A 21,375-nucleotide genomic window follows, 5' to 3' on the forward strand; every position below is an offset into this window, starting at 1 on the left:
TTAAACTAAACATCGGTTTTTCTTTACTGAAAGCTGATAGCTAAAAACTAACCACTTTACTTTATACGTTGGGTGTCGCTTCGCTCTTCCCAACCTACGTTATTTGCCTATCGCTTCTTTGGCGAATAGGTGTTTTATTGGGCCTAGGTTATCAACGAATGATAGCCCTACTCCACGTATCAGCTTTTTAACCGGGTTGGCCCCTTCAAATAACTCTTTAAGCCCTTGCATCATGGCTATGTGCTTTTGCGCGTCGAGCTTACGGGTGCGCTCGTAATCGCGAAGGGTACGGGTGCTCGCAAACTCTTTACTATCACTTGTCAGTAGCTCAATTAAATACGCGGCGTCTTTTAGGCCTAGGTTCATACCAAGCCCTGCAAGTGGGTGAATGGTGTGGGCTGCATCGCCCATTAATACCACTTTGCCGCTCACCCATTGCTGGGCGTAGCGCATTTTAAGTGGAAATGCTGCGCGTTTACTTTGCACTTCACAAAGCCCGCATTGGCCATCTATGGCTGCCATTACAGCTTTATTAAAAGTAGTGTCGTCCATTGCTAGCAATTCATCGCAATGATTAGGGCTGGTAGACCACACAATAGAATGGGTGTTGTCATCGCTAAGGGGTAAAAATGCCAGTGGCCCAGTTGGTAAAAACACTTGGCGTGCGGTGTTTGCGTGTGGCTCTTTGGTTTTAACCGTAGCAACCAATGCATGATGGTCGTAATCTTTAAAGCTTAGCGCCATATTAAATTGTTTACGAATAGCCGAATTTGCGCCATCGGCCGCCACCAGCAGCTTAGCAATAATAGGCTCGCCGCTTTTAAGGGTTATAAATACATCAGACTCACTTTGGTGTACTTGTTGATACTCGGTATCAAACATCAGTGTGGCACTTGGTTGTTGCTCTAGCTCTTTTATAAGTGCAAAACGAATAATATCGTTTTCAACTATATGGCCTAAGTGTTCAAGCTCAAGTTGCTCGTTATTAAAGGCTATTTTACCAAAGCTGTCGGCGTCGCGTACGTCCATATGCGTATATGCGCACGCTCGCTCTGCCATTATGTGTGGCCATACGTTTAATTGCTCAAACAGGTTTTGGCTTGCAATACTCAGCGCACTTACGCGCAAGGCATATTCATCACTTGGCGGTAATTGCTTTGGCGCGGCGTCTAGCACCACAACACTTACATTGGCTTTAGCGAGTCCTAACGCGAGGGTTAAGCCTACGCAGCCACCACCCACTATACAAACCTGTGCTTGCTTCATAAACGTGTACCTTGTTTAACTTGCCCCATTAGCTGCTTGGCCAACGGTGCTTTTAATGCGGGAAATAAATCCATTGAGAAAAGCCCAATGCTGCGCCCAAGCGCTAATACCCGTGACGAGTTTGAAAAAAGCCTAACCAGTGCATCGGTTAAACTCATTACGGTATTTATATCGTTGCTACGCTTTAGTGAATACTCACGGGTAAACGCATAACTGCCTAACTCGTTTTTACTTGTTGCAATTAAATTACTAAGTACTTGTACATCACGCAGGCCCAAATTAAAGCCCTGCCCTGCAATGGGATGAATAGCATGAGCAGCGTTACCAATGACTACCGTACGATGCGCTGTTAATGATTCAGCTTGGCCATATACTAGCGGGTAGCTTGTGCGTGTGCCCACTTTTGTAAATTGCCCTGCCCGGTAACCAAATGCACTTTGCAGTGCGTTTAAAAAATCATTTTCGTTTAAGGCTGTATGCTGCTCAACGTGCTGTTGCTTCATGCACCACACTAACGAATAACGGCTATTGCTCATTGGTAAAAGTGCCATCGGGCCGTGCTCGGTAAAGCGCTCATACGCATGGTTGTTATGCCCGCCTGCTACTTCAACATTGGCTATAATAGCGCCTTGCTCATAGGGCTGAGTATTAAAGCCTAAACCCAGTAAGTTACGGGTTGGAGATTGCGCACCATCGGCAATAACCAGTAGCTTAGTATTAAGTTGCTCGCCGCTTTGTAAAGTAACCTCATTACTGTTTAGGCTTTGCTTTATAGCGCTTACGCTATCGGGGCAATAAAGTGCAATACTCGCTTGCGTTAAACGCTGATACAGTGCGCGGCCAAACGGGTTTACCTCAACCACGTAACCTAATGAAGGTTTAGCAAACTCGTCGCAACTAATATGCGCTTTACCAAAGTGACCACGATCCGACACGCTTACTTTTTTTATTGCTGCTGTGTATGGCGCACGTGGCTCGAATAAATTTAACTGCTGTAAATACTCAACCGACTGCTGTGCAAGGGCAATACTTCTGTCGTCAAAACTTGGGTGGTAATCACCCGTTACTTGGTTTGCCTCTACTACCGCAATAGCGAGTGAAGGGTTTGTTTTAGCAATGCTTAACGCACAACTTGCCCCTGCAAGCCCGCCCCCAATAACAACGACATCAAACTGCTTAGCCACTTTATCTCTCCAAGCTTATGCGCTTTTTGCACTTTGCATAAGTGCTTCTATATCGTTTATGGTTTTAGGCACACTCAGGGTGAGGTTTTCATGCCCTGACTCAGTAATAAGTAAATTATCTTCGATACGAATACCAATGCCTTTATATTGCTGCGGTGCGTTTGAATCTTCACTAATGTAAAGCCCAGGCTCTATGGTTAACACCATGCCTGGCTCAAATGCGCGCTCAACGTTGTTTTGTTTGTAATCGCCTACATCATGAACATCAAGGCCTAACCAGTGGCCAAGGCCGTGCATGTAATATTCTTTACAGGCACCTTTTGCCATTAACTCATCAAAGTCGCCGGTTAAAATACCTAAATCAAGTAATCCTTGAGTCATTACTTCCATTGCACGTTTATTGGCATGCGACATAAACCCGCTGGGTTTAACTTCTTCCAAGGCCACTTCTTGCGCTTTAAGTACAATGTTATAAAGCGCAGCTTGAGGTTCGCTAAACTTGCCATTAACCGCAAAGGTACGCGTAATATCGGCAGCGTAACCTTGTAGCTCACACCCTGAGTCAATTAATACTAGGTCGCCATCTTTTAGCACATCGCTATTTTGCGTGTAGTGCAAAATATTAGCGTTATCGCCACTACCAACAATGGTGCCGTACGCTGGGTGCGGGGCTCCGTTCATTGCATAATGATGATGCAGCTCTGCCTCTAGCTGAAACTCTGTAGCACCAGGGTGCGAATAACGCATTGCGCGCATATGCCCACGGGCACTTATTTCGCAGCCTTCACGCATAATGTTTACTTCGCTTGGCGATTTAAACAAGCGCATTTCGTGAATAAGACCACGCACATCTTTTATCGTACTCGGTGCCTGATAGCCTTTTTTAGGCGCGCTGCGAAGTGTGTTTAACAAGGTAAATACTTTGGTATCAAAACTTGGGTAAGCGCCTTGTGCATAAAATAAAATCTGCTGACCGTTAACCAAATCTAATAATTGTTCAGTTAGCTCACTTAATGCGTAAGTTTCGTCGAATAAGTACTCATTTTTAGCTTTTTCGAAGCCAATTCTGCGGCCGTGCCAAATTTCGGCCAGTTTATCTTTATCAAGACAAAATAACGTACTTGGCGTATCGCTGTTATTACACAGCACTAAAACGGCATCGGGTTCGTTAAAGCCGGTTAAGTAATAAAAGTCGCTGTCTTGTCTAAATGCATATTCCGTATCGCGGCTACGAGTTACTTCACTGGCCGCAGGAATAATGGCCACACTATTTGCATCCATTTTCGCAAGTAAACGCTCACGGCGTGCTTTAAATTCTGACTTTTGTATTTCAACCATGCTTTAACAACCCGTTTTATTTAGATTAATGTAGTGTTTTTTTAGGTGCTTTTTCTTTGCCAAGCTCGGCAAAACAAAGTAATGCTGATACACGTACATATTCAATCACTTCATGTAGGGCTTGGCTGTCTTCTTCGGTTTCGTCAAACATGGTATCTAGGCGTGTAATTTCGCTAAAATCGCTAATAACTTCTTTTACATCTGCCGATAACTTACCGTAATCTTTTTGCTTTAAACCAAATCCAAGCATAAACCCTGCAACCCATGATACGAGGCCATTGGCTTGATCGATGAGTGTTTCATCATCGCTTGGTAAAAATAAATCGAACGCAAAAGCTTCATCGTTAAAACTTGCTACCACTTGCTTATAAATGGTGCCAAAAAACTGCTTTAGGTCGTTGCTAAACGCTTGGCCATCATTAAATACATCACTTAATAGGCCTAAGTATTCTTTGTCATCAATACTTAAACCACACGCTAGTAATCCACTAATTACGCCGTGCGCTTCTGCCGGTGAGACAAAAATTTCGTTTTTTTCTAAAAGCAGCTGGGCTTTTTGGTAATCTGGTAAGTCGCTCATGTTTATATCTTCGCTTTGCTAGTTAAGGCAATGCTACCACTCGATAAAAAGCAACTCCAATTAATTGTATGATCCTGCTCAAAAAGTAGCATGATAAGTAAATAGCGAGTTACCAGCGGGCAAAAACTGCTCGAACGGTTCAATTTTTTACGTTTGGGGTTTAAGGAATGGATTATGTCTTATATACTGAACTTGTTCCCTGGGGTGCCGGAGTTTGGTTAAGTCCCTGAGCCGATAAATTTTATACCAGGATTTCTGTTCGTCTACTATTGTGCAAGCTCGGCATGTACCGAGAAGCCTACGGTAGACCGCAGCTTTCCGCCCTGAAACCTTCTGGTTTCAGGACTGACGCCGGACACCGCACGCTTGGGGAACACTTTTCTTACCTATCTTTTTGCTACTTTCCTGTTTTTAATACCGCTTATTACTCTATAAATTTTTAGCAAAAAAAAGCTGCAATTGATATTAATCAACCACAGCTTAGTCCTAGAACACATTTCGTTATTTATCTAAACCAGCTTTGAAAACGCTCCATCAGCATATAGTTTACTGGCACTAATATAAGCGTAATAAACGTAGCAAACACAATACCAAAGCCAAGGCTTACTGCCATTGGAATTAAAAACTGTGCTTGTGTCGCCTTTTCAAATAGTAGCGGCATTAAACCAATAAAGGTGGTTAAACTTGTTAGCATTACTGGGCGAAAACGTGCAGCCCCTGCAAGTTTAACCGCATCAATAATCTTGCCGCCTTCACTGCGTTTTTTATTAATAAAGTCAACCAACACAAGTGAATCGTTAACCACCACCCCAATAAGTGCCAACATACCAAGTAAGCTCATAATGGTTAACTCCATCCCCATAACCCAGTGCCCTATTACAGCGCCTATCATGCCAAACGGAATAACGCTCATTACAATAATTGGCTGCATGTACGATTTAAGCGGTATCGCTAATAGTGAGTAAATAATAAAAAATACAAATAACAATGCCCAAGCGAGCGAGCCAAACGACTCTCTTTGCTCTTTAGCTTCACCTTCTAGCTTGTAATCAACACCTGGGTATTGCTGCATTAATTCATCTAAATACTCAGTTAGGTCGGCTTGCAGCGCGGTCATGTTGGTATTGCTTTTTTCTATGTCGGCAGTCACGTTAAGTGTGCGGTAGCGGTCTATTCGGTTAATCGTAGATGGGCTTTGCCCTGCAATTAATGTAGCTACATGCGAAAGTGGCACCGAGCCGCCCGTAGGCGTAGTAATAAGTATATTTTGTAAGTCGGCTACAGAGCGGCGCTCTTCAATAGGTAGGCGTACCATAACGCGTACATCGTCACGCCCGCGTTGAATACGCTGCACCTGCGAGCCAAAAAACGAGTTACGTACTTGGTTTGCTACATCAACTCGGTTTAAGCCCAAAGCAAAGCCTTGCTCGGTAAGCTCTATTTGCAACTCTTCTTTACCATCAGACATGCTATCGGCAATATCAAATACGGTTGGGTAAGTACTTAAGCGCGCTTTAACGCTTTCGGCAATTTTTTGTAACGTATCGAGCGATGTACCACTTAGCTGCACATCTATAGGGTCTGAGCTGCGTCCTATTTCGGCCCTAAAGGTTACGCTTTCGGCGCCAGGAATAATCCCTATTAAATCGCGCCACTCACTTACCAGCTCACGTGAGCCAATGTCTGAGTCGCGGCTCTCTGCAGGGGTTATTTCAAAGCGCACACTGCCTGAGTTAGACACGCCACCACGGCCACCGGTTGAGGCTAAAATATTTAATATAACGCTTTCGCCGGTATCTTCATCGCGGTATTTGTCTTGCAATAACTGCGCTTTTTGCGACATATCCATTACATACTTATTGGTAACTTCAAACGGCGTGCCTGTTGGCAAGGTTAATGTTACTCGTACGGTTTCGCTTGGGATACGCGGAAAAAATACAAACTTAGTCCAACCACTAGTTATTAAAGTTAAAATTATAAAAAACACGCCAACAAACAAACTCACCGTCGCTAATTTATAGCGCAATGCTTTAGCTAAAATAGGCTGATAGTATTTTAAAATAGCGCTTTCAAATCCGTCTGCAAAACGCTGCTGAAGTACTTCAAGCTTTGATGATTTTGTTTTTTGATTACGTAGTTTTATGTACTTTAAATGAGCTGGCAGCACAAACTTAGACTCAATTAACGAGAACAGTAATACCGGAATAACCACCACCGGAATTTGTGCAAATAAGGCACCCCGTGCGCCTTCAATAAACGCTAAAGGTAAAAAGGCCGCTACGGTTGTTAGTACCCCAAAGGTAACTGGTGTTGCAACTTCTTGCGTGCCTAAAATGGCAGCTTGTTCGCCCGACTCTGCGGTTTTTAAATGAGTATAAACGTTCTCCCCCGTTACTATGGCGTCATCCACCACAATACCCAGTACTAAAATAAAGCCAAATAAGCTCATAATATTAAGGGTTACACCAAAAATAGGCATCGCAATAAATGCCCCCATAAACGAAACCGGAATACCAATAAACACCCAAAATGCGATGGCTGGGCGTAAAAATAGGGTTAGCAAAGCCAGTACTAAAATGCCCCCTTGTAGGGCACTGCTGGTTAGCGTAGCAATACGGCTTTTTACAACTTGAGAGTCGTCATCCCAGTAACTTAATTCAAAACCTTGTGGTAAGGAGCTTTGCTTGGACTCTATGTAGTTTTTTACATCATCTGCGACATCTATCGCACTTTGCGGCCCTATGCGGTATACATCTATAAAGGCGGCTTGTTTACCATTAAAGCGTGTACGTACTGGGGTCTCTTCAAAGTCATCATTAATGCTTGCTATATCACCTAAGCGTATTACTGTACCGTCGCTCTGATTTTTAACGACAATGTTTGCAAATTCATCTTTTCGGTAAGCTTGCCCTTTTGAGCTTATAAGTACATCGCCCCCTTCTGTTTTTAAATTACCAGCCGAAATATCAGAGCTCGACTTAGCCACAGCGGTAGATATTTGCGCAAGGGTTAAGTTGTATTGGCGAAGTGTATCTTGGCTTACTTCTATGGCGAGCTCGTAATCGCGTACACCACTTAGCTCAACCTGCGTAACATTCGGAAGGCGTAAAATATCGTCGCGTACTTGCTCGGCGTATTCTAAGGTTTCTTTTTCACCGTAATCGCTCGCTACGGTAACAGCTATTACTTCGCGTTTTCGCTCGGCAAGCGCCACAATGGGCTTTTCAGCATCGGCCGGAAAAGTGTTTATAGCATCTACACGGCTTTTTATATCGGCTAATAACTCGCGCGGGTCGTAGCCACTTTCTACTTCTATGGTTACCGACGCAGAGCCCTCTGATGAGCGGCTAGATATTTGCTCTATACCTTCTAAATCTTGAACGGCTTCTTCTATTCGAATGGTAACCCCTTGCTCTACATCCTCAGGGGTTGAGCCGCGCAAAGTAACGCTTACACTTATGCGATCTGTTTCAAACGATGGAAACACCTCAAGCGGTATTTGACTCGATAAACTAAATAAACCCGATAGCAGTAACGTAATAAGCAATAAATTGGCTGCTACATGGTTTTTTGTAAACCAAGCAATCATGGCTTATCTCCTTGTGCAGCGCGGCGTTTTTGTATTAGCTCTTCAACACTAATTCCCATTTCTTGCGCTTTTTTTTCTAGCTGCTCACGCGATGGACGCTTACCTTTACCTGCGCCATTTGGGCCTTTTGCTCGCATATTTTGCGTATCGGTTTCGCCTAAAATGCTTACTGCTGTGCCTGAACTTACTTGCCCAAGCGGTGTAATTACTAACTTATCGCCTGCATTAAGGCCTGTTTTTACCATAGCTTGTGTAGCATTTTGCCATGCAAGCGTAATGTTTTTACGCTTTAACAGCCCCTCTTCAACCACATACACGTAGCTGCCTTGGTAAATAGTACTATTAGGGATTATTAACGCACCAGGCACTGTTTTACCGCTAATTTGCGCAGTAATGTATTGCCCAATTTTAATTGGGTATTGGTTATTAGCCGTGGCTTTGTAAGGGTCATTTATCTGCGCAACAATATACAATTGCTGTGCGCCTTCATCGATAGCGCCTTCAGTACGTATTATTTGCCCTTGCCATGTTTGCTCGCCCACTAAGTCAGATTTAAACTTAACGATTGAGCCGGCTTGGTTTTTACTGCCATCTCTGTATTGCTCTGGCAAACTAATATACGAGAGGTCTTTATTTTTAATTGGTAAGCGCACTTCAACGCTGTCTATGGCATAAATAGTTGCAAGTTCTGTGTTTTCGCTTACCACTTGACCAAGGTCTACATTACGACTAAGCACACGCCCAGCGTAAGGCGCAGTAATTTGGGTGCGCTCTAAATCAAGCTGTGCTTTTTCAAGTGCGGCTTGTGCTGAAAGTACTTGTGCTTGTGCAGCCGCTAGTTGGGGCTCGCGAAGTACTAAGCTGCTCGCTTGCGATGAGCCGCCTAAACGCTTCCAATCAGTAATTGCTTGTTGGCCGCGGGCTTTTTCTTCTAACAAACTTTGCTCTGCAGTAAGTAATGCTGCTTGCGCCGATTTAACCTCAGCCTGATGATCTCTATCGTCAAGCTGTAGCAGTACATCGCCTTTTTCAAAAAAGCCGCCCTCTCTAAAATCATCACTTACTTTATTAATTTGCCCAGATGCTTGAGCAACTAACAAACTTTGAGTACGCGGCTTTACCGTGCCATAGCTATCAATAAAAATTAAGTAATCTTGTGGCTCAATCTTTTTTACCGATACGCTCACCGTGGCTTTAGGAGGTGAGCCAAAACGTTTTGCTTCAGGTGGATTCCCCTTAATAAACATAACAATTAAAATGGTGGCCACCACCACTACGGCTGGGATTAAAAGTTTTGCTGATTTAGTTTTCATCGTTATTGCTCTTAGGTTCGCTTGTTGGGGCATTAAAATCGCCGCCAAGGGCAACGTATAGGTTTATTCGGTTAGCAATTAGCTGGTTTTTTGTTTCAATGAGTGAGCTTTGCGCATCAAAAGAGCGCGACTGGGCATCAAGCACTGTAGTGTAAGTTACTAAGCCGCTTTGGTACTGCTCAAACGACAGTTGCTCTGCTGCAAGGGCGTTTTCTTGCGCCTCTAGCGTGCTTTTATAACTGGCTTGCAAGGATTGCTGCTGAGTAATTGCGTTTTCTACATCGCTGAATGCATCGTACAAGGTATCTAAATATGCTTGTTCTTGTTTTTGTGCATTTAAGCGTGCTATTTCTTCATTTGCTTTTAGCTGGCCACCATTAAATATTGGCGCAGAAATACTGCCTAATAAAGACCACGCTAAGCTTGATGGCGAGAATAAATCGCTCACTCTATCGGTGCTATCACTCACGCTTGCTGATAAGTTTAAACTAGGGAAACGCTGTTTATGTGCATAGGCTAGGCCTGCATCGCTTGCTAATAACTGGTACCAGCTTGCGCGCAATTGAGGCTTGCGTGTAATTAGCTCAGAGGGAATACCGGTATTAATCGGCGAAAGAAAAACTGGCAGTTCAACCTCTGCTGATATATCGCCTTTGGGGTAGCCGCCTAATAAGCGCTCTAAAGAACGCGACGCGCTTACAAGCGAGGCTTGTTGATTAGCAATACGCGTACGCTCGTTATTAAGCTCATTACGGGCTAAATATACATCGAGTGCTTCATTAATACCTTGGCGGTAGCCTGATTCAATAATATCTAAGTTTTGCTGTGCGTTTTCTTCTCGGCGTTTATATAAATCGAGTAACTGCTGGGCGGTTACTAAATCAAACCAGCCGGTGACAACATCGGCCACCAATTGCTGCTTAGCTTGCTCAAAACTAGCTTGTTGCGCTAAGTAGTTTAGGTTGGCTTGGCGTTTAGCATCAGATAACTTACCCCACACATCTACTTCATAGCTTAGCTCTAGCGTAACAGAGCTGGCATTATCATAACTTACAGGTCTATTGTCTTTACTGCGCCTAGTTTGCGCAGATAAATCAAGATCGGGCCAAAGCGCAGAGCCTGAAATTATTAATTGCTGCTTTTGTATTTGTACATCGTAGGCACTTTGCAGCAAAGCCTGATTATTATTAAGTGCTTTATTAACAAGGTTTTCAATATAAGGGTTTTCTAAGGTTTGCAGCCATTGCTGATCTACTGCAAGTGTATTTTGTGCTAAACCATGTTGCCATGTCGCTGCAATGTCGCTGGGTGCTTGCTCGCGCTGCTGAGGGTTTAGCGTACCCGCACAACCGCTCAACAATACCAAGCTAAGAGCCAATAAAGTTGGCTTAGTTTGCCAAATCATAGTTAACCTAAATTACTGCCATTTATGAATGTAATTCAAGCACTTTGGCAAATTTTGCTCAACTTACTTTACATAACATTACATACGTTGCGATGAATTAACATAATAGTCAGTTATTATAAAAAGCGGCAGGGAATTTGGAGGGTATTTATACAAAAAAGCAAATAGCGTGTAATACACTATTTGCTAAACGGGATAAGTAATATTGTTAAACACTAGCCTTTAAATTTCTTTAACGAAGCTCATATATTGCTGCATATCGCCAACAACTGCTTGCGCTAATAATTCGCTTGTTTTTACTGCGTACGGCTGTTTAAAGTGAATATCCCACAACGCAGATTCACTGCGCCAATGTTCATAAACAACTAATGTATCGTCGTTATTTTCAATACTATATAAATCAAACACTAAGTTACCAGGCTCCTGGCTGCGCGTTTGCGTTACATGAGTTGCGAAACGCTCAATGACTTTATTTTTAAAACTTGGCTTAATCTTAAAAATAAAAAACACAATACATATATCATCTTCAGGGTTAACAACTTTTGTATTACGCTCATGCAGCGGAGCTGGCACTGTATTTTCTAATAACATGACCTGTGGCGCCGATTGGCTGATTTCAGGCAGCGCATTTAATAACGTTTGTGTGTAATCTTGTGCGCCATGGTAATCAACTGCATTTTGATCTTCAAAACGCTCATAAGCAAAAAAGACGCCTGGCTCGTTTTTATCCTGATATAAACGCATCTCTATAAGACCTGCTTCGGCTTTAGCGCCTTGCTTGTCTTCTTCTAGTAGCGCTTTAAATTGTGCGATGTGCTCGTCTTTAATATCAAACTTAACAATTTGCGTGATCATAATTAGCTCCAGCTTTAAATTACTTATACCAATACGCTTAATTAAGTGATCTATTTTGAGGCTTGAAAAACATGTTGATAGCTAGGCAAAAAAATTCTTATTTAGTTGTTCTAAATAGGAACTTTTAACGCTGGTAGTGACACGTTTAGCCCCGCAAAATGATTAATTATTATTGCGGATTGGCGTTATTAGGGCTAAAGGTACCCTGCACTTTATTACTTAAATCAATCATATTGAGTGAGTAAATGGAGTGAGTAATAACAGCACCTAACCTTTTGATGAGGTAATTATGCGCATGCAAACAAGGGAGAAAAAGAGAAGATATACCCAATTAATATGGACTGTTTTGTCCATAATAAATTTTAAGCAAAAAAAAGCCCTGCATGTGTATGCAGGGCTTTAATATAAATGGTGCCTCGACCCGGAATCGAACCAGGGACACGAGGATTTTCAATCCTCTGCTCTACCAACTGAGCTATCGAGGCACTTAAACAGTGCAATTAAATGTTTAAAACATTTAATTTAAAATAAATGGTGCCGACTAACCGAGTCGACGGGTAACTTAAACAGACTACTGATTACAGTGCTCTTTTCAAATTACTAAAATAAATGGTGCCGACTAACCGAGTCGAACGGTTGACCTACTGATTACAAGTCAGTTGCTCTACCAGCTGAGCTAAGTCGGCACACTAAACTGTGTGCTAAGGCACGTTCAATTTTAAAGATTGAGAACTTAAAGTAAATGGTGCCTCGACCCGGAATCGAACCAGGGACACGAGGATTTTCAATCCTCTGCTCTACCAACTGAGCTATCGAGGCACATAAACTGTGCAATTAAATGGTGCCGACTAACCGAGTCGACGGGTAACTTGAACAGACTACTGATTACAATGTTCTTTTCAAATTACTAAAATAAATGGTGCCGACTAACCGAGTCGAACGGTTGACCTACTGATTACAAGTCAGTTGCTCTACCAGCTGAGCTAAGTCGGCACACTAAACTGTGTGCTAAGGCACGCGTAATAACGTTTAAACTATTGATTAAACACCACTACTTTAATAAATGGTGCCTCGACCCGGAATCGAACCAGGGACACGAGGATTTTCAATCCTCTGCTCTACCAACTGAGCTATCGAGGCACTTTAACAGTGCTAATTAAAAATCATAAATGATTTTTAATGCAATTCCCACTCAGCGCTATCGACTGAGCCATCTGGGCGTGCGGCGTATTAAACGAGTTTTGCCCTTACAAGTCAACTTTTTTTTTACTCTTTATAACTGTTTGAACGGTTTTCACACAACAAAGCGTGTTTTTATATACTAATGTTTATTTATCCAACAAAAACTCACAAAAAACCTTAATTTAATCAATTAAACCAGACTAAAAACGTAGTGAATTATTTTACGTAAATGATACGATTACTGTGAAAATACGATAAGGGCTTATCGTACAAACAAATACCAATGGGAACAATCAATGCAGAGTAAATTCTCTTCGCCGGTGAAAGGCTTACTGCCGCTTTTTTTAATAATTAATATTGCAGTAACAGCGCTTGCTATTGTTGCCTTTGCGTTTTATTCGCAAAACACACAACCTGCACCAGCAGCCAAACAAAAAGTAAGTATTACGCAGCTAGCACAGCAACTTGATTTACCAATGGTAGATGCACTTACTATGTATGGGCAAGGCAAGGTTCGCCAGCTACTTGAGCTTACTTCAGTATTAGATGATAAGTTTGAATATACGCTCTATCGCTTTAATGCCACCTCAGAAACCCAACTTGTATATAGCAGCACTAAACCCGCTATCGAGTCTAAAAAAGTAAATGAGCATTTAACTGAGCAAGGTGTATTGCACCATATATTGCTTTTGAACGACCAGCCTATTGGTGAGCTAATAATAAAACAGCAGTTACCAGCACCGCCTTTAACGCAGCAAGACTCGCAAGTAATAGCCTATATTATTGCAATTGTAAGCGTGTTTGCCTTATTTGCATTAGCCCTACTATTTAATACCTACATAAATACTCGCTTGCGTAAAAGTAGCCATTTATTAAATGAAGAACTTCAAGCGATTACCGAAAATGGCAATTACGACAGTAAAGTAAGTGAAAAACTAGACCTAGGCTTATCTGGCGTGGCTAAAAACATAAACTTGCTGCTAGATAAAGTTAACTCAGTAATGTCTGAAAAAGAAGCTGCGCAAAAAGAGCTTCAAAAATTACAAACAGGCCTTGAGAGCGAAGTACAACAAAGAACAATTGCATTAGAGCAAGCGACATTAAAAGCACAACGCGCTAGCGAAACTAAAACGACCTTTTTAGCCACTATGAGCCATGAAATTCGCACGCCTATGAACGGCGTTATTGGCACTATAGATTTATTAAGACAAACAGAGCTTGATGGCGCGCAGCATCGTTTAAGTACTATTATCCGTGAATCAGCGTTTTCACTATTAAGTATTTTGGATGATATTTTAGACTTCTCTAAAATTGAAGCGGGTAAGCTAAATATTGACCCTACGCCTTTTTCAGTTACTGATACGATTGAAGAAGTGGCTCGCGTGCTTTCATCTGTTGCTAAAAAGCGCAAATTAGATTTAGAGCTTTCTATTGCGCCAGATATTCCAACTAATTTAACTGGCGATACAATACGAGTTCGCCAAGTACTGTATAACCTTTGTAGTAATGCAATTAAGTTCACCAGTACTGATGATAAACGCCAAGGGCACGTAAAAATATCGGTAGAAGTGGCCCATAATACGGCGGATCATTTTACGCTGCGTTTTTGCGTAACCGATAACGGCAAGGGCATGACCCAAGCGCAACTGCGAGAAATATTTAACCCGTTTGTGCAAGCCGAAAACTCAATTACCCGTGAATACGGCGGCACTGGTTTAGGGCTTTCTATTTGTAAAAGTTTAACCGAGCTTATGCTCGGTACTATTAATGTAACTAGCCATGCAGGCATTGGTAGCGAATTTACCGTTGAGCTTCCATTTGGTACCTCAGGAAAAATTAAGTACGCACATAAAAATGCGCTCAATGGCAAACATGTAGTGGTAGTGAGCAATCATTTAGAGCGCGAAAAAGCAATGTACCGCTATTTATCATTTATGGGCGCTAAAATTACCTACGTGCACAACCAGCAAGAAATAGAAGCTCAACAAGAGCAGCACGACATTATATGGGTTGTCGATGGCATAGATGATATGGAAAAAGTTAACTCTTTACTGCGTCGTCTTATTTACTCACTTGAAGATAATAATCAACAAGTGGTGGTATTAAGTAAGCTTGATGAAGCCGCTATAAACCATAAAAATGTATTTTATATTAATGCCTCACCGCTTTGTAAATCTAACTTTATGATGTCGATATTGGTAGCAGCAGGCTTGCATCAACCTAAACAAATTAAAAAAACAAAAACTCTCAACAATTATTTAAATGTTGAACAAGCACGCGATGCAAATAAACTCATTTTATTAGTAGAAGATAACTTACTAAACCAGCAAGTTTTAACCGACCAACTGCATATACTTGGCTATGGCGTTGAAGTGGCAAATAACGGTGAAGAAGGTTTAGATATGTGGCGTCAAAACAATTACTCGCTCATATTAACCGACTTACATATGCCAAAAATGTCAGGTTACGATATGGTTGAAAAAATTCGTGATGAAGCCGAGCTGTTAGACTCTATAGACGCTCAGCCTTATATAATTGCGGTTACTGCCAATGCGCTCAAAGGTGAAAAAGAGCGTTGCCTGGCGGTAGGTATTAATGACTTTATTACTAAGCCTATAGAGCTTAATGCCTTAGAAGATACCTTAAAGCGTTGGTATGATAAGCATAATAAAGACCAAACTGTTGTTATTCATCAAAAGCCTGCCATGCCTATTAATATGGACGCGGTATCTACTTATGTAAACGGCGACGAAGCCAAACAATTACGCTTTTTCAAAATGTTTTTAGAGCAAAGCCAAAGCCTAATTAAAAGCATTAATTCCGGCGTTATGGTTAATGACAGAGACGAGATAAGCAGTGCTTGTCATCAGCTCAAGGCAATCTCTAAAACTATTGGTGCAGAGGCCGTTGCACAATGTGCAGAAGAGTTTGAAGAGAAGTGTCGAAATGCCGAGCTTGATACTGATGAGCTAATAGCGCAAAGAGATACCCTTGAAATTGAATACTCTAAAGCTGCGCAGTTTTTAAAAGAACAAGTACGCTCAGCGAATACTGATGAAGAAACGCTATAAAATATAGCTATAAAAAAAGGGCTACACAGCCCTTTTTTTTATGCCTAAAAATTACTTTTCAGGAGGTCGATAACCTTCAATTTCTACGTCTTTGTCTTCAAACAAAAAGCCAACCATTTGCTCTTCTAAAAACGTACGGTGCTCTGGGTCCATCATATTTAAATGCTTTTCGTTAATTAGCATAGTTTGCTTATGCTGCCACTGGCCCCATGCTTCTTTAGAAATATTATTAAAAATTTTCTCGCCTAGTTCACCAGGGTATAACTGAAATCCAAGCCCTTCGGCTTCTTTTTGTAACTTTTGACAAAATACTGTACGTGCCATAATTGACTCTCTTAAGCGCTAAATGCTAATAGTTTAACCTATTGGGCTCATTTGTTTAACCAACTTTTTAGTCGGTGCGGCTAAACCCACCTCTATAGATTGATCGAGTGGGTACCACACAAGTTGTTTATCGTTTACTACATCCGGTACGTTATTAATATTAAGCACATGTGGATTTATTGTCAGCTCAAAATGCGAAAACACATGAGTAAAAGGCGTTAGCTCTTCCAGCTCGGTTTTTAAGCCTTGCTGATTTAAAAATAACACCATTTCGCTGTATTCGTTAAACTCAAAAAAGCCAAACAGACCGCCCCAAATACCGCTACTTGGGCGTTTTTCCATTAAAACTTTCTCGTCATGCTGAATAATTAATTGGTGACAACTCTTTTTAGGCACCGCTTTTTTAGGTTTAGAATGAGGAAACTCTTTTACTTTACCGGCATTAAACGCACCACAATCGCTATTAAGTGGGCACGCTTGGCAATCAAAGCGACTGCGAGAGCAAAGGCTGGCGCCCAAGTCCATCATGGCTTGGTTAAATTCAGTCACATTGTTTTTAGGGGTTAACTGGGTAGACAAATGCCAAAGTTGGTTTTCTACTTTTTTTACCCCATACCATCCTTCAACCATAAAATAACGGGCAAGCACTCGCTTAACATTACCATCTAAAATAGGGTGGTGCTGGCCAAGCGACAGCGATAATACCGCACCAGCGGTAGAGCGCCCTATTCCGGGTAAATCCATGACCTCTTCAAGTGTAGTTGGAAATTTACCTTGGTATTTATCTCGCACTATTTTGGCCGTTTTATGTAAGTTACGTGCCCGTGCGTAGTAACCTAAGCCAGTCCAATGATGCAGCACTAAATCTTCATCTGCATTTGCTAAAGCAATGATATCTGGGAAGCTTGCCATAAACTTTTCAAAGTATGGGATAACCGTAACAACTTGCGTTTGCTGTAACATTACTTCTGATACCCACACTTTATACGGTGTTTTACCTAGTTGCCAAGGCAATGTTTTACGCCCATGAAGGTGATACCACTGAACCACTTGGTTAGCAAATTTGTCTGACTGCTGTTTATTTAAATCCAACATATACTACTTTTACTCATGCTCAATAGCGGCTCAGTCTATTGCAGTTAATAAAAAGATCAAGCTATGAAGGCGCTATAACACGCTAATACTTGTGATTAGCTGCGTGGTCAGGGATAATACGCAACCATTTTTAAACACATTGTTTTTGTCAGGCCAATAATATGAGTGAATCAAGTAACAACAACCTTGAGCAAGCTAAGCAAGAAGGTAAGTATATCCGCACAATTCGCAGTTTTGTAAAACGCGAAGGCCGCTTAACTAAAGGCCAAGCTGCCGCAATTGAAAAATGCTGGCCAACTATGGGGCTTGAGCATAAAAACGGCCTACTCGACTTAGCTCAAGTATTTGGCAATAACAATGATGTAGTATTAGAAATTGGTTTTGGTATGGGCAAGTCATTAGTTGAAATGGCAAAAAATGCACCGCACCTAAACTTTATTGGTATTGAAGTACATCGCCCAGGCGTTGGCGCATGTTTAATGGATGCAGATGAAGCCGGTGTTACTAATTTACGTGTATTTGAACACGATGCAGTAGAAGTACTCGCTGACTGCCTTGCAGATGAAAGCTTAACAACGCTGCAGTTATTCTTCCCTGATCCATGGCATAAAAAGCGTCATCATAAACGCCGTATAGTACAAACAGAATTTGCTGAAAAACTGCGTAGCAAATTAAAAATTGGCGGTGTTTTTCATATGGCTACTGACTGGGAAAACTACGCCGAGCACATGCTAGAAGTTATGCAAGCAGCGCCAGGCTATAAAAATCAGTCATCTACCAATGACTACGTACCTCGCCCTGATTCGCGCCCGCTAACTAAGTTTGAACAGCGCGGCCACCGTTTAGGTCACGGCGTATGGGACTTAATGTTTGAGCGCAAAAAATAATTACACCAATTTACTAATCAATAATTTGTAAGGCAAAGCCATTTATGAGCGTATTAACCAACCCAAGTTTACTGTTACTTCGTAATAGCGAAGAACTAGTGGGAAAATCTATCTTGGTTGTCAACTTTGTTCAAGATGGCTTTTTAGCAGAGCTAAAGCAGCTAAATCCTCAAAGTGCCATCACCGCATTTAGTTATAACCATGCTAATGGGGAATTTGCTAAAAAAATAAATGGCATAAACGTGTGTGTTAACCATGAAATGGCCGCCAACGATTACGATTTAGTCATTCTTTACTACCCAAAATCAAAGCCTGAAGTATTAATGGCACTTGATAATATTCGCGCCGTTATTAACGAAAAAGCACAGCTACTTGTGGTAGGCGAAAATAAAAGTGGCGTTAAATCGATAGAAAAACAGCTCGCGGGCAAAGCGCAGTACAGTAATAAAATTGACTCTGCTAAACATTGTATTTTGTTTTCATTTGAGCAACTAGAGAACAACCCAACCTTTGAGATTAGCCGCTACCATAAAACGTTTAGAGTAAATGTAGCAGGAGTAGAGTTTGATGCTATCAGTGTTCCGGGAGTATTTAACCACGGCGCTTTAGATGCTGGCACAAAAATGCTACTAGAAAATGCCCCGACCACTAAACAAGGTAATGTACTGGATTTTGGCTGTGGTGCGGGCTTAATAGCCACTTTTTTAGGTATTAAAAACCCAGCACTAACTTTTACTTGCAGCGATGTGAGCGCACTTGCAACTTATGCTACTGAGCAAACATTAAAGCTTAATAATATTAAAGGCGGCACTATTTTAAGTGATGGCTTAAAAAGTATTAGCGGCAAGTTTGATTTAATAGTTAGTAACCCGCCTTTTCATACTGGCATAGCGACCGACTACACAATTGCAGAAGCATTTTTATCAAATGCTAAGCAGCACTTAACCAAGGTAGGAAAGCTAAGCATAGTGGCTAATAGCTTTTTAAAATACCCGCCAATTTTAGAGGCGCAGTTTGGTAGCTTCCACACTGTGTACAAAAATAACAAATTTGCCGTTTACAGTAGCTAACTAATTACACTTAATTAGGCTAAGTGTAATTAATACTTAGCCTAACTTTCGAATAAATATCAGAATTAATTTCACTATTTCCCTTCACTTTCTATGGTTTTTGCTAAACTAAAGTTCTAAATATAAATATTCATACTTAGGCGATGCAGCAATAATGCCAAAAAAAGTACATCAAAAAAGTATTCGAAAAGCGCTGATCAACACCATCATGCTTATCACTGCTATTTGTTTAACTTTATCGGTTTCAATTTCCACTTATATGAGTGTAAAAGAACAAAAGGAACTGATCATAAACAAGCTCGTGATCCTTTCCGATATTGTTGCTTTCGATGCCGCAGATTCATTGGTAAAAGACGACAGAAAAACAGAAGAAAAACGCCTAAAGTCGTTTGATAAAATCCCCCTTGTTAAAAACATTCATATTTACGCAATAGAGAAAACATCGAGTAAACCTGTATTTTTTATTAGCTTTAATGCTAAAAAAACCCCACCTGTTCCGCTGCGCGTAGACAGCATTAAAGAGCTTAACGAGCCAAGAGCGACCAACAACTACATTGAGCTAATAACACCTGTGCTTAATAACGAGCAGGTGGTGGGTTACGTTTACATGCGTGGTAGTTTAGAAAGCCTAGATGAATTTATAAAACAAAAAATTATTATAGATATTTTCCTTACCCTGTTTATTTTGTTTTTTGTGTACTTTATAGCGATAAAAACACAAAAAAGTATCGCTAACCCTATTGAACACTTAAGTGTATTGCTACAAGACGTATCAAAAAATCATAACTATGACGTACGCGCACCCAGCACCAGCGTAAAAGAGGTTACAGCCTTATCAAACAGCTTAAATATCATGCTTACTCGCACCCGTAAGCAAATAGAACGTCATGAAAAAGACAAACTAGAGATAAAACAACTCAACCAAAGCTTAGAAGAAAAGGTAAGCCAAAGAACAATAGCCCTGCGCGAAGCAAACCAAGAACTGCTTTCTACCCTTGAGCGAATGCACCAATACCAAGAACAAATAGTAGAAAACGAAAAAATGGCATCTTTAGGGCAAATGGTAGCCGGCGTAGCCCATGAGGTTAACACCCCAATTGGCCTAGGTATTACTGGCTCAACCTTGCTGCGCGATAAACTTGCCGATATTCAGCTTAGTTTTGATAATAAGTCTCTAACTTCTAACCAACTAAAACGCTTTATTGACGAAGGTATCGAAAACCTTGATTTAATTTATAGAAACCTAAACCGTGCGGCCGACCTTATCTCTAACTTTAAAAAGGTAGCTGTAATTCAAGATGATGGGATTAAAACCCATGTAAACATCCATAGGTTAATATCTGATGTGTTAATGTCGATTCAATCAGAGTTAATAAAGTCAAAGCCTAACGTTGTGATCAATTGTCCGAGTGATTTAACCATTGAAAGTAAGTCTGAGCCACTACAACAAATTTTCCAACAGCTTATTTTAAACTCTGCCATTCATGGTTTTAGCAATAGCGAAAATAACGAAATTAAGTTTGATATAGAAATAACAGGCCCACAAATAAAAATAATCTACACAGATAACGGCCAAGGCGTTGATAAAAATGTCAAAAACAGGATATTTGACCCATTTGTAACCTCTAAGCGAGGCCAAGGGGCAAGTGGTTTAGGCATGCACTTAGTGTACAACTTAGTAACCCAAGCATTAGGTGGGCATATACTGTATGACCTAGATGCAAAACCCGGCGTACGCTTTGTTATTACAATTCCATAAAAAGTGTTTAAAAAAAGAGTATTTATTTACGCTTTTTACTTGAATTACCATTTAATGACCTTATAGAGAGAGCATGTGGTATTTCATGTTTAATTATTTAACTTGATCTAATAATTAAGCGATACAATTTCTGAACTTTATTGCTTTTGCAGTATCACATACATTGATGAAAGGTTATAAAATGATATAATTCCGTTTTGAATTTGCGCGATTATTTTTAGTACCTTTAAGCGATTGGTGGATGTATCAATTATTAAAGGAAATGGCTTCGTTTTCATAATTCAAAAGCTGCATCCGTTATATATCATTAAACAGTAGTTTTTGCACAATGCCTTTTGGTTAGTTTGGAACACCCCTACTGTTTTATTTTTATCCAACTTGTTTTTTCTTGTTAACATTTGGGTATAATCCTATAATCTCTAGTAATCGAATTATTTAGTTAAGATTCGATTTTTTG

The 21,375-nt window shown here is 40.9% G+C and carries 14 protein-coding genes, 5 tRNA genes and 1 other RNA gene; 5 read left to right on the plus strand and 15 right to left on the minus strand.

Features of this window, described 5'->3' with window-relative positions; genetic code table 11:
* Positions 1 to 99: 99 nt before the first annotated feature.
* Genes SJY38_RS11370 through SJY38_RS11385 form a run of 4 tightly spaced genes read right to left on the minus strand, consistent with a single transcriptional unit; the run spans position 100 to position 4,368 of the window.
* Entirely contained in the window at positions 100 to 1,266 is a 1,167-nt protein-coding gene (locus SJY38_RS11370) for an FAD-dependent monooxygenase (protein WP_377109782.1), read from the minus strand.
* Positions 1,263 to 2,450, minus strand: coding sequence for a 2-octaprenyl-6-methoxyphenyl hydroxylase (gene ubiH, locus SJY38_RS11375; RefSeq protein ID WP_377109783.1), 1,188 nt, complete (start codon positions 2,448 to 2,450; stop codon positions 1,263 to 1,265). Before ubiH ends, SJY38_RS11370 begins: the two co-directional genes overlap by 4 nt.
* A gap of 15 nt (positions 2,451 to 2,465) precedes the next feature.
* A complete protein-coding gene (gene pepP / locus SJY38_RS11380; protein ID WP_377109784.1) occupies positions 2,466 to 3,788 on the minus strand; it encodes a Xaa-Pro aminopeptidase in 1,323 nt (440 codons plus the stop codon).
* A gap of 25 nt (positions 3,789 to 3,813) precedes the next feature.
* Positions 3,814 to 4,368, minus strand: a complete 555-nt coding sequence (locus SJY38_RS11385) for a UPF0149 family protein (protein ID WP_004589599.1) — start codon at positions 4,366 to 4,368, stop codon at positions 3,814 to 3,816.
* 193 nt (positions 4,369 to 4,561) lie between these two features.
* On the opposite strand from SJY38_RS11385, the gene ssrS reads away from it, so the two are divergent.
* Positions 4,562 to 4,745: non-coding RNA, 6S RNA (gene ssrS / locus SJY38_RS11390), on the plus strand.
* A gap of 128 nt (positions 4,746 to 4,873) precedes the next feature.
* Here ssrS and SJY38_RS11395 read toward each other — a convergent pair.
* The 9 genes from SJY38_RS11395 to SJY38_RS11435 form a co-directional block, all read right to left on the minus strand.
* On the minus strand, positions 4,874 to 7,957 hold the full coding sequence (locus tag SJY38_RS11395; RefSeq protein ID WP_054983838.1) for an efflux RND transporter permease subunit: 3,084 nt from the start codon (positions 7,955 to 7,957) through the stop codon (positions 4,874 to 4,876).
* Positions 7,954 to 9,270, minus strand: a complete 1,317-nt coding sequence (locus tag SJY38_RS11400) for an efflux RND transporter periplasmic adaptor subunit (RefSeq protein ID WP_377109785.1) — start codon at positions 9,268 to 9,270, stop codon at positions 7,954 to 7,956. The genes SJY38_RS11395 and SJY38_RS11400 overlap by 4 nt, the downstream gene beginning before the upstream one ends.
* Positions 9,260 to 10,675, minus strand: a complete 1,416-nt coding sequence (locus SJY38_RS11405) for a TolC family protein (RefSeq protein ID WP_377109787.1) — start codon at positions 10,673 to 10,675, stop codon at positions 9,260 to 9,262. Before SJY38_RS11405 ends, SJY38_RS11400 begins: the two co-directional genes overlap by 11 nt.
* Before the next feature lie 222 nt (positions 10,676 to 10,897).
* Positions 10,898 to 11,530, minus strand: a complete 633-nt coding sequence (locus tag SJY38_RS11410) for a putative quinol monooxygenase (RefSeq protein WP_377109788.1) — start codon at positions 11,528 to 11,530, stop codon at positions 10,898 to 10,900.
* Positions 11,531 to 11,939: 409 nt separating this feature from the next.
* A tRNA-Phe gene (locus SJY38_RS11415) sits at positions 11,940 to 12,015 on the minus strand.
* Positions 12,016 to 12,140: 125 nt separating this feature from the next.
* Positions 12,141 to 12,216 (minus strand) — tRNA-Thr (locus SJY38_RS11420).
* A gap of 57 nt (positions 12,217 to 12,273) precedes the next feature.
* A tRNA-Phe gene (locus tag SJY38_RS11425) sits at positions 12,274 to 12,349 on the minus strand.
* Between the two features lie 98 nt (positions 12,350 to 12,447).
* A tRNA-Thr gene (locus SJY38_RS11430) sits at positions 12,448 to 12,523 on the minus strand.
* A 71-nt stretch (positions 12,524 to 12,594) separates the two neighbouring features.
* A tRNA-Phe gene (locus SJY38_RS11435) sits at positions 12,595 to 12,670 on the minus strand.
* Positions 12,671 to 13,008: 338 nt separating this feature from the next.
* Here SJY38_RS11435 and SJY38_RS11440 point away from each other — a divergent pair.
* Positions 13,009 to 15,783 (plus strand): ATP-binding protein, encoded by a 2,775-nt coding sequence (locus SJY38_RS11440; RefSeq protein WP_377109789.1) that lies wholly within the window; start codon positions 13,009 to 13,011, stop codon positions 15,781 to 15,783.
* A 51-nt stretch (positions 15,784 to 15,834) separates the two neighbouring features.
* On the opposite strand, the gene SJY38_RS11445 is transcribed toward SJY38_RS11440, so the two are convergent.
* Together SJY38_RS11445 and mutY are read right to left on the minus strand one after the other, a co-directional pair.
* The gene (locus SJY38_RS11445; RefSeq protein ID WP_004587535.1) at positions 15,835 to 16,107 is read right to left on the minus strand and encodes an oxidative damage protection protein; all 273 of its coding nucleotides are present in this window, start codon (positions 16,105 to 16,107) and stop codon (positions 15,835 to 15,837) included.
* Between the two features lie 33 nt (positions 16,108 to 16,140).
* Positions 16,141 to 17,202: an A/G-specific adenine glycosylase gene (mutY, locus tag SJY38_RS11450; protein WP_029772456.1), complete on the minus strand. Its 1,062-nt coding sequence runs from the start codon at positions 17,200 to 17,202 to the stop codon at positions 16,141 to 16,143.
* A gap of 161 nt (positions 17,203 to 17,363) precedes the next feature.
* On the opposite strand from mutY, the gene trmB reads away from it, so the two are divergent.
* From trmB to SJY38_RS11465, 3 genes are all read left to right on the plus strand, one after another.
* Positions 17,364 to 18,089 (plus strand): tRNA (guanosine(46)-N7)-methyltransferase TrmB, encoded by a 726-nt coding sequence (gene trmB, locus SJY38_RS11455; protein WP_377109790.1) that lies wholly within the window; start codon positions 17,364 to 17,366, stop codon positions 18,087 to 18,089.
* A gap of 44 nt (positions 18,090 to 18,133) precedes the next feature.
* On the plus strand, positions 18,134 to 19,159 hold the full coding sequence (locus tag SJY38_RS11460; protein WP_054983843.1) for a methyltransferase: 1,026 nt from the start codon (positions 18,134 to 18,136) through the stop codon (positions 19,157 to 19,159).
* 154 nt (positions 19,160 to 19,313) lie between these two features.
* Positions 19,314 to 20,918 carry a HAMP domain-containing sensor histidine kinase gene (locus SJY38_RS11465; RefSeq protein WP_029772454.1) on the plus strand — a complete coding sequence of 535 codons (1,605 nt, stop codon included), beginning with the start codon at positions 19,314 to 19,316 and terminating at the stop codon, positions 20,916 to 20,918.
* Positions 20,919 to 21,375 lie beyond the last annotated feature (457 nt).

The organism is Pseudoalteromonas sp. R86517 (genome assembly GCF_042466295.1).
Taxonomy (GTDB): Bacteria; Pseudomonadota; Gammaproteobacteria; order Enterobacterales; family Alteromonadaceae; genus Pseudoalteromonas; species Pseudoalteromonas atlantica.

Excerpts from the sequence above, each read along its gene's own strand:
- SJY38_RS11370 (WP_377109782.1), bottom strand. The coding sequence starts at position 1,266 with ATGAAGCAAGCACAGGTTTGTATAGTGGGTGGTGGCTGCGTAGGCTTA.
- pepP (WP_377109784.1), bottom strand. The coding sequence starts at position 3,788 with ATGGTTGAAATACAAAAGTCAGAATTTAAAGCACGCCGTGAGCGTTTA.
- SJY38_RS11385 (WP_004589599.1), bottom strand. The coding sequence starts at position 4,368 with ATGAGCGACTTACCAGATTACCAAAAAGCCCAGCTGCTTTTAGAAAAA.
- SJY38_RS11395 (WP_054983838.1), bottom strand. The coding sequence starts at position 7,957 with ATGATTGCTTGGTTTACAAAAAACCATGTAGCAGCCAATTTATTGCTT.
- SJY38_RS11400 (WP_377109785.1), bottom strand. The coding sequence starts at position 9,270 with ATGAAAACTAAATCAGCAAAACTTTTAATCCCAGCCGTAGTGGTGGTG.
- SJY38_RS11405 (WP_377109787.1), bottom strand. The coding sequence starts at position 10,675 with ATGATTTGGCAAACTAAGCCAACTTTATTGGCTCTTAGCTTGGTATTG.
- SJY38_RS11410 (WP_377109788.1), bottom strand. The coding sequence starts at position 11,530 with ATGATCACGCAAATTGTTAAGTTTGATATTAAAGACGAGCACATCGCA.
- SJY38_RS11440 (WP_377109789.1), top strand. The coding sequence starts at position 13,009 with ATGCAGAGTAAATTCTCTTCGCCGGTGAAAGGCTTACTGCCGCTTTTT.
- SJY38_RS11445 (WP_004587535.1), bottom strand. The coding sequence starts at position 16,107 with ATGGCACGTACAGTATTTTGTCAAAAGTTACAAAAAGAAGCCGAAGGG.
- mutY (WP_029772456.1), bottom strand. The coding sequence starts at position 17,202 with ATGTTGGATTTAAATAAACAGCAGTCAGACAAATTTGCTAACCAAGTG.
- trmB (WP_377109790.1), top strand. The coding sequence starts at position 17,364 with ATGAGTGAATCAAGTAACAACAACCTTGAGCAAGCTAAGCAAGAAGGT.
- SJY38_RS11460 (WP_054983843.1), top strand. The coding sequence starts at position 18,134 with ATGAGCGTATTAACCAACCCAAGTTTACTGTTACTTCGTAATAGCGAA.
- SJY38_RS11465 (WP_029772454.1), top strand. The coding sequence starts at position 19,314 with ATGCCAAAAAAAGTACATCAAAAAAGTATTCGAAAAGCGCTGATCAAC.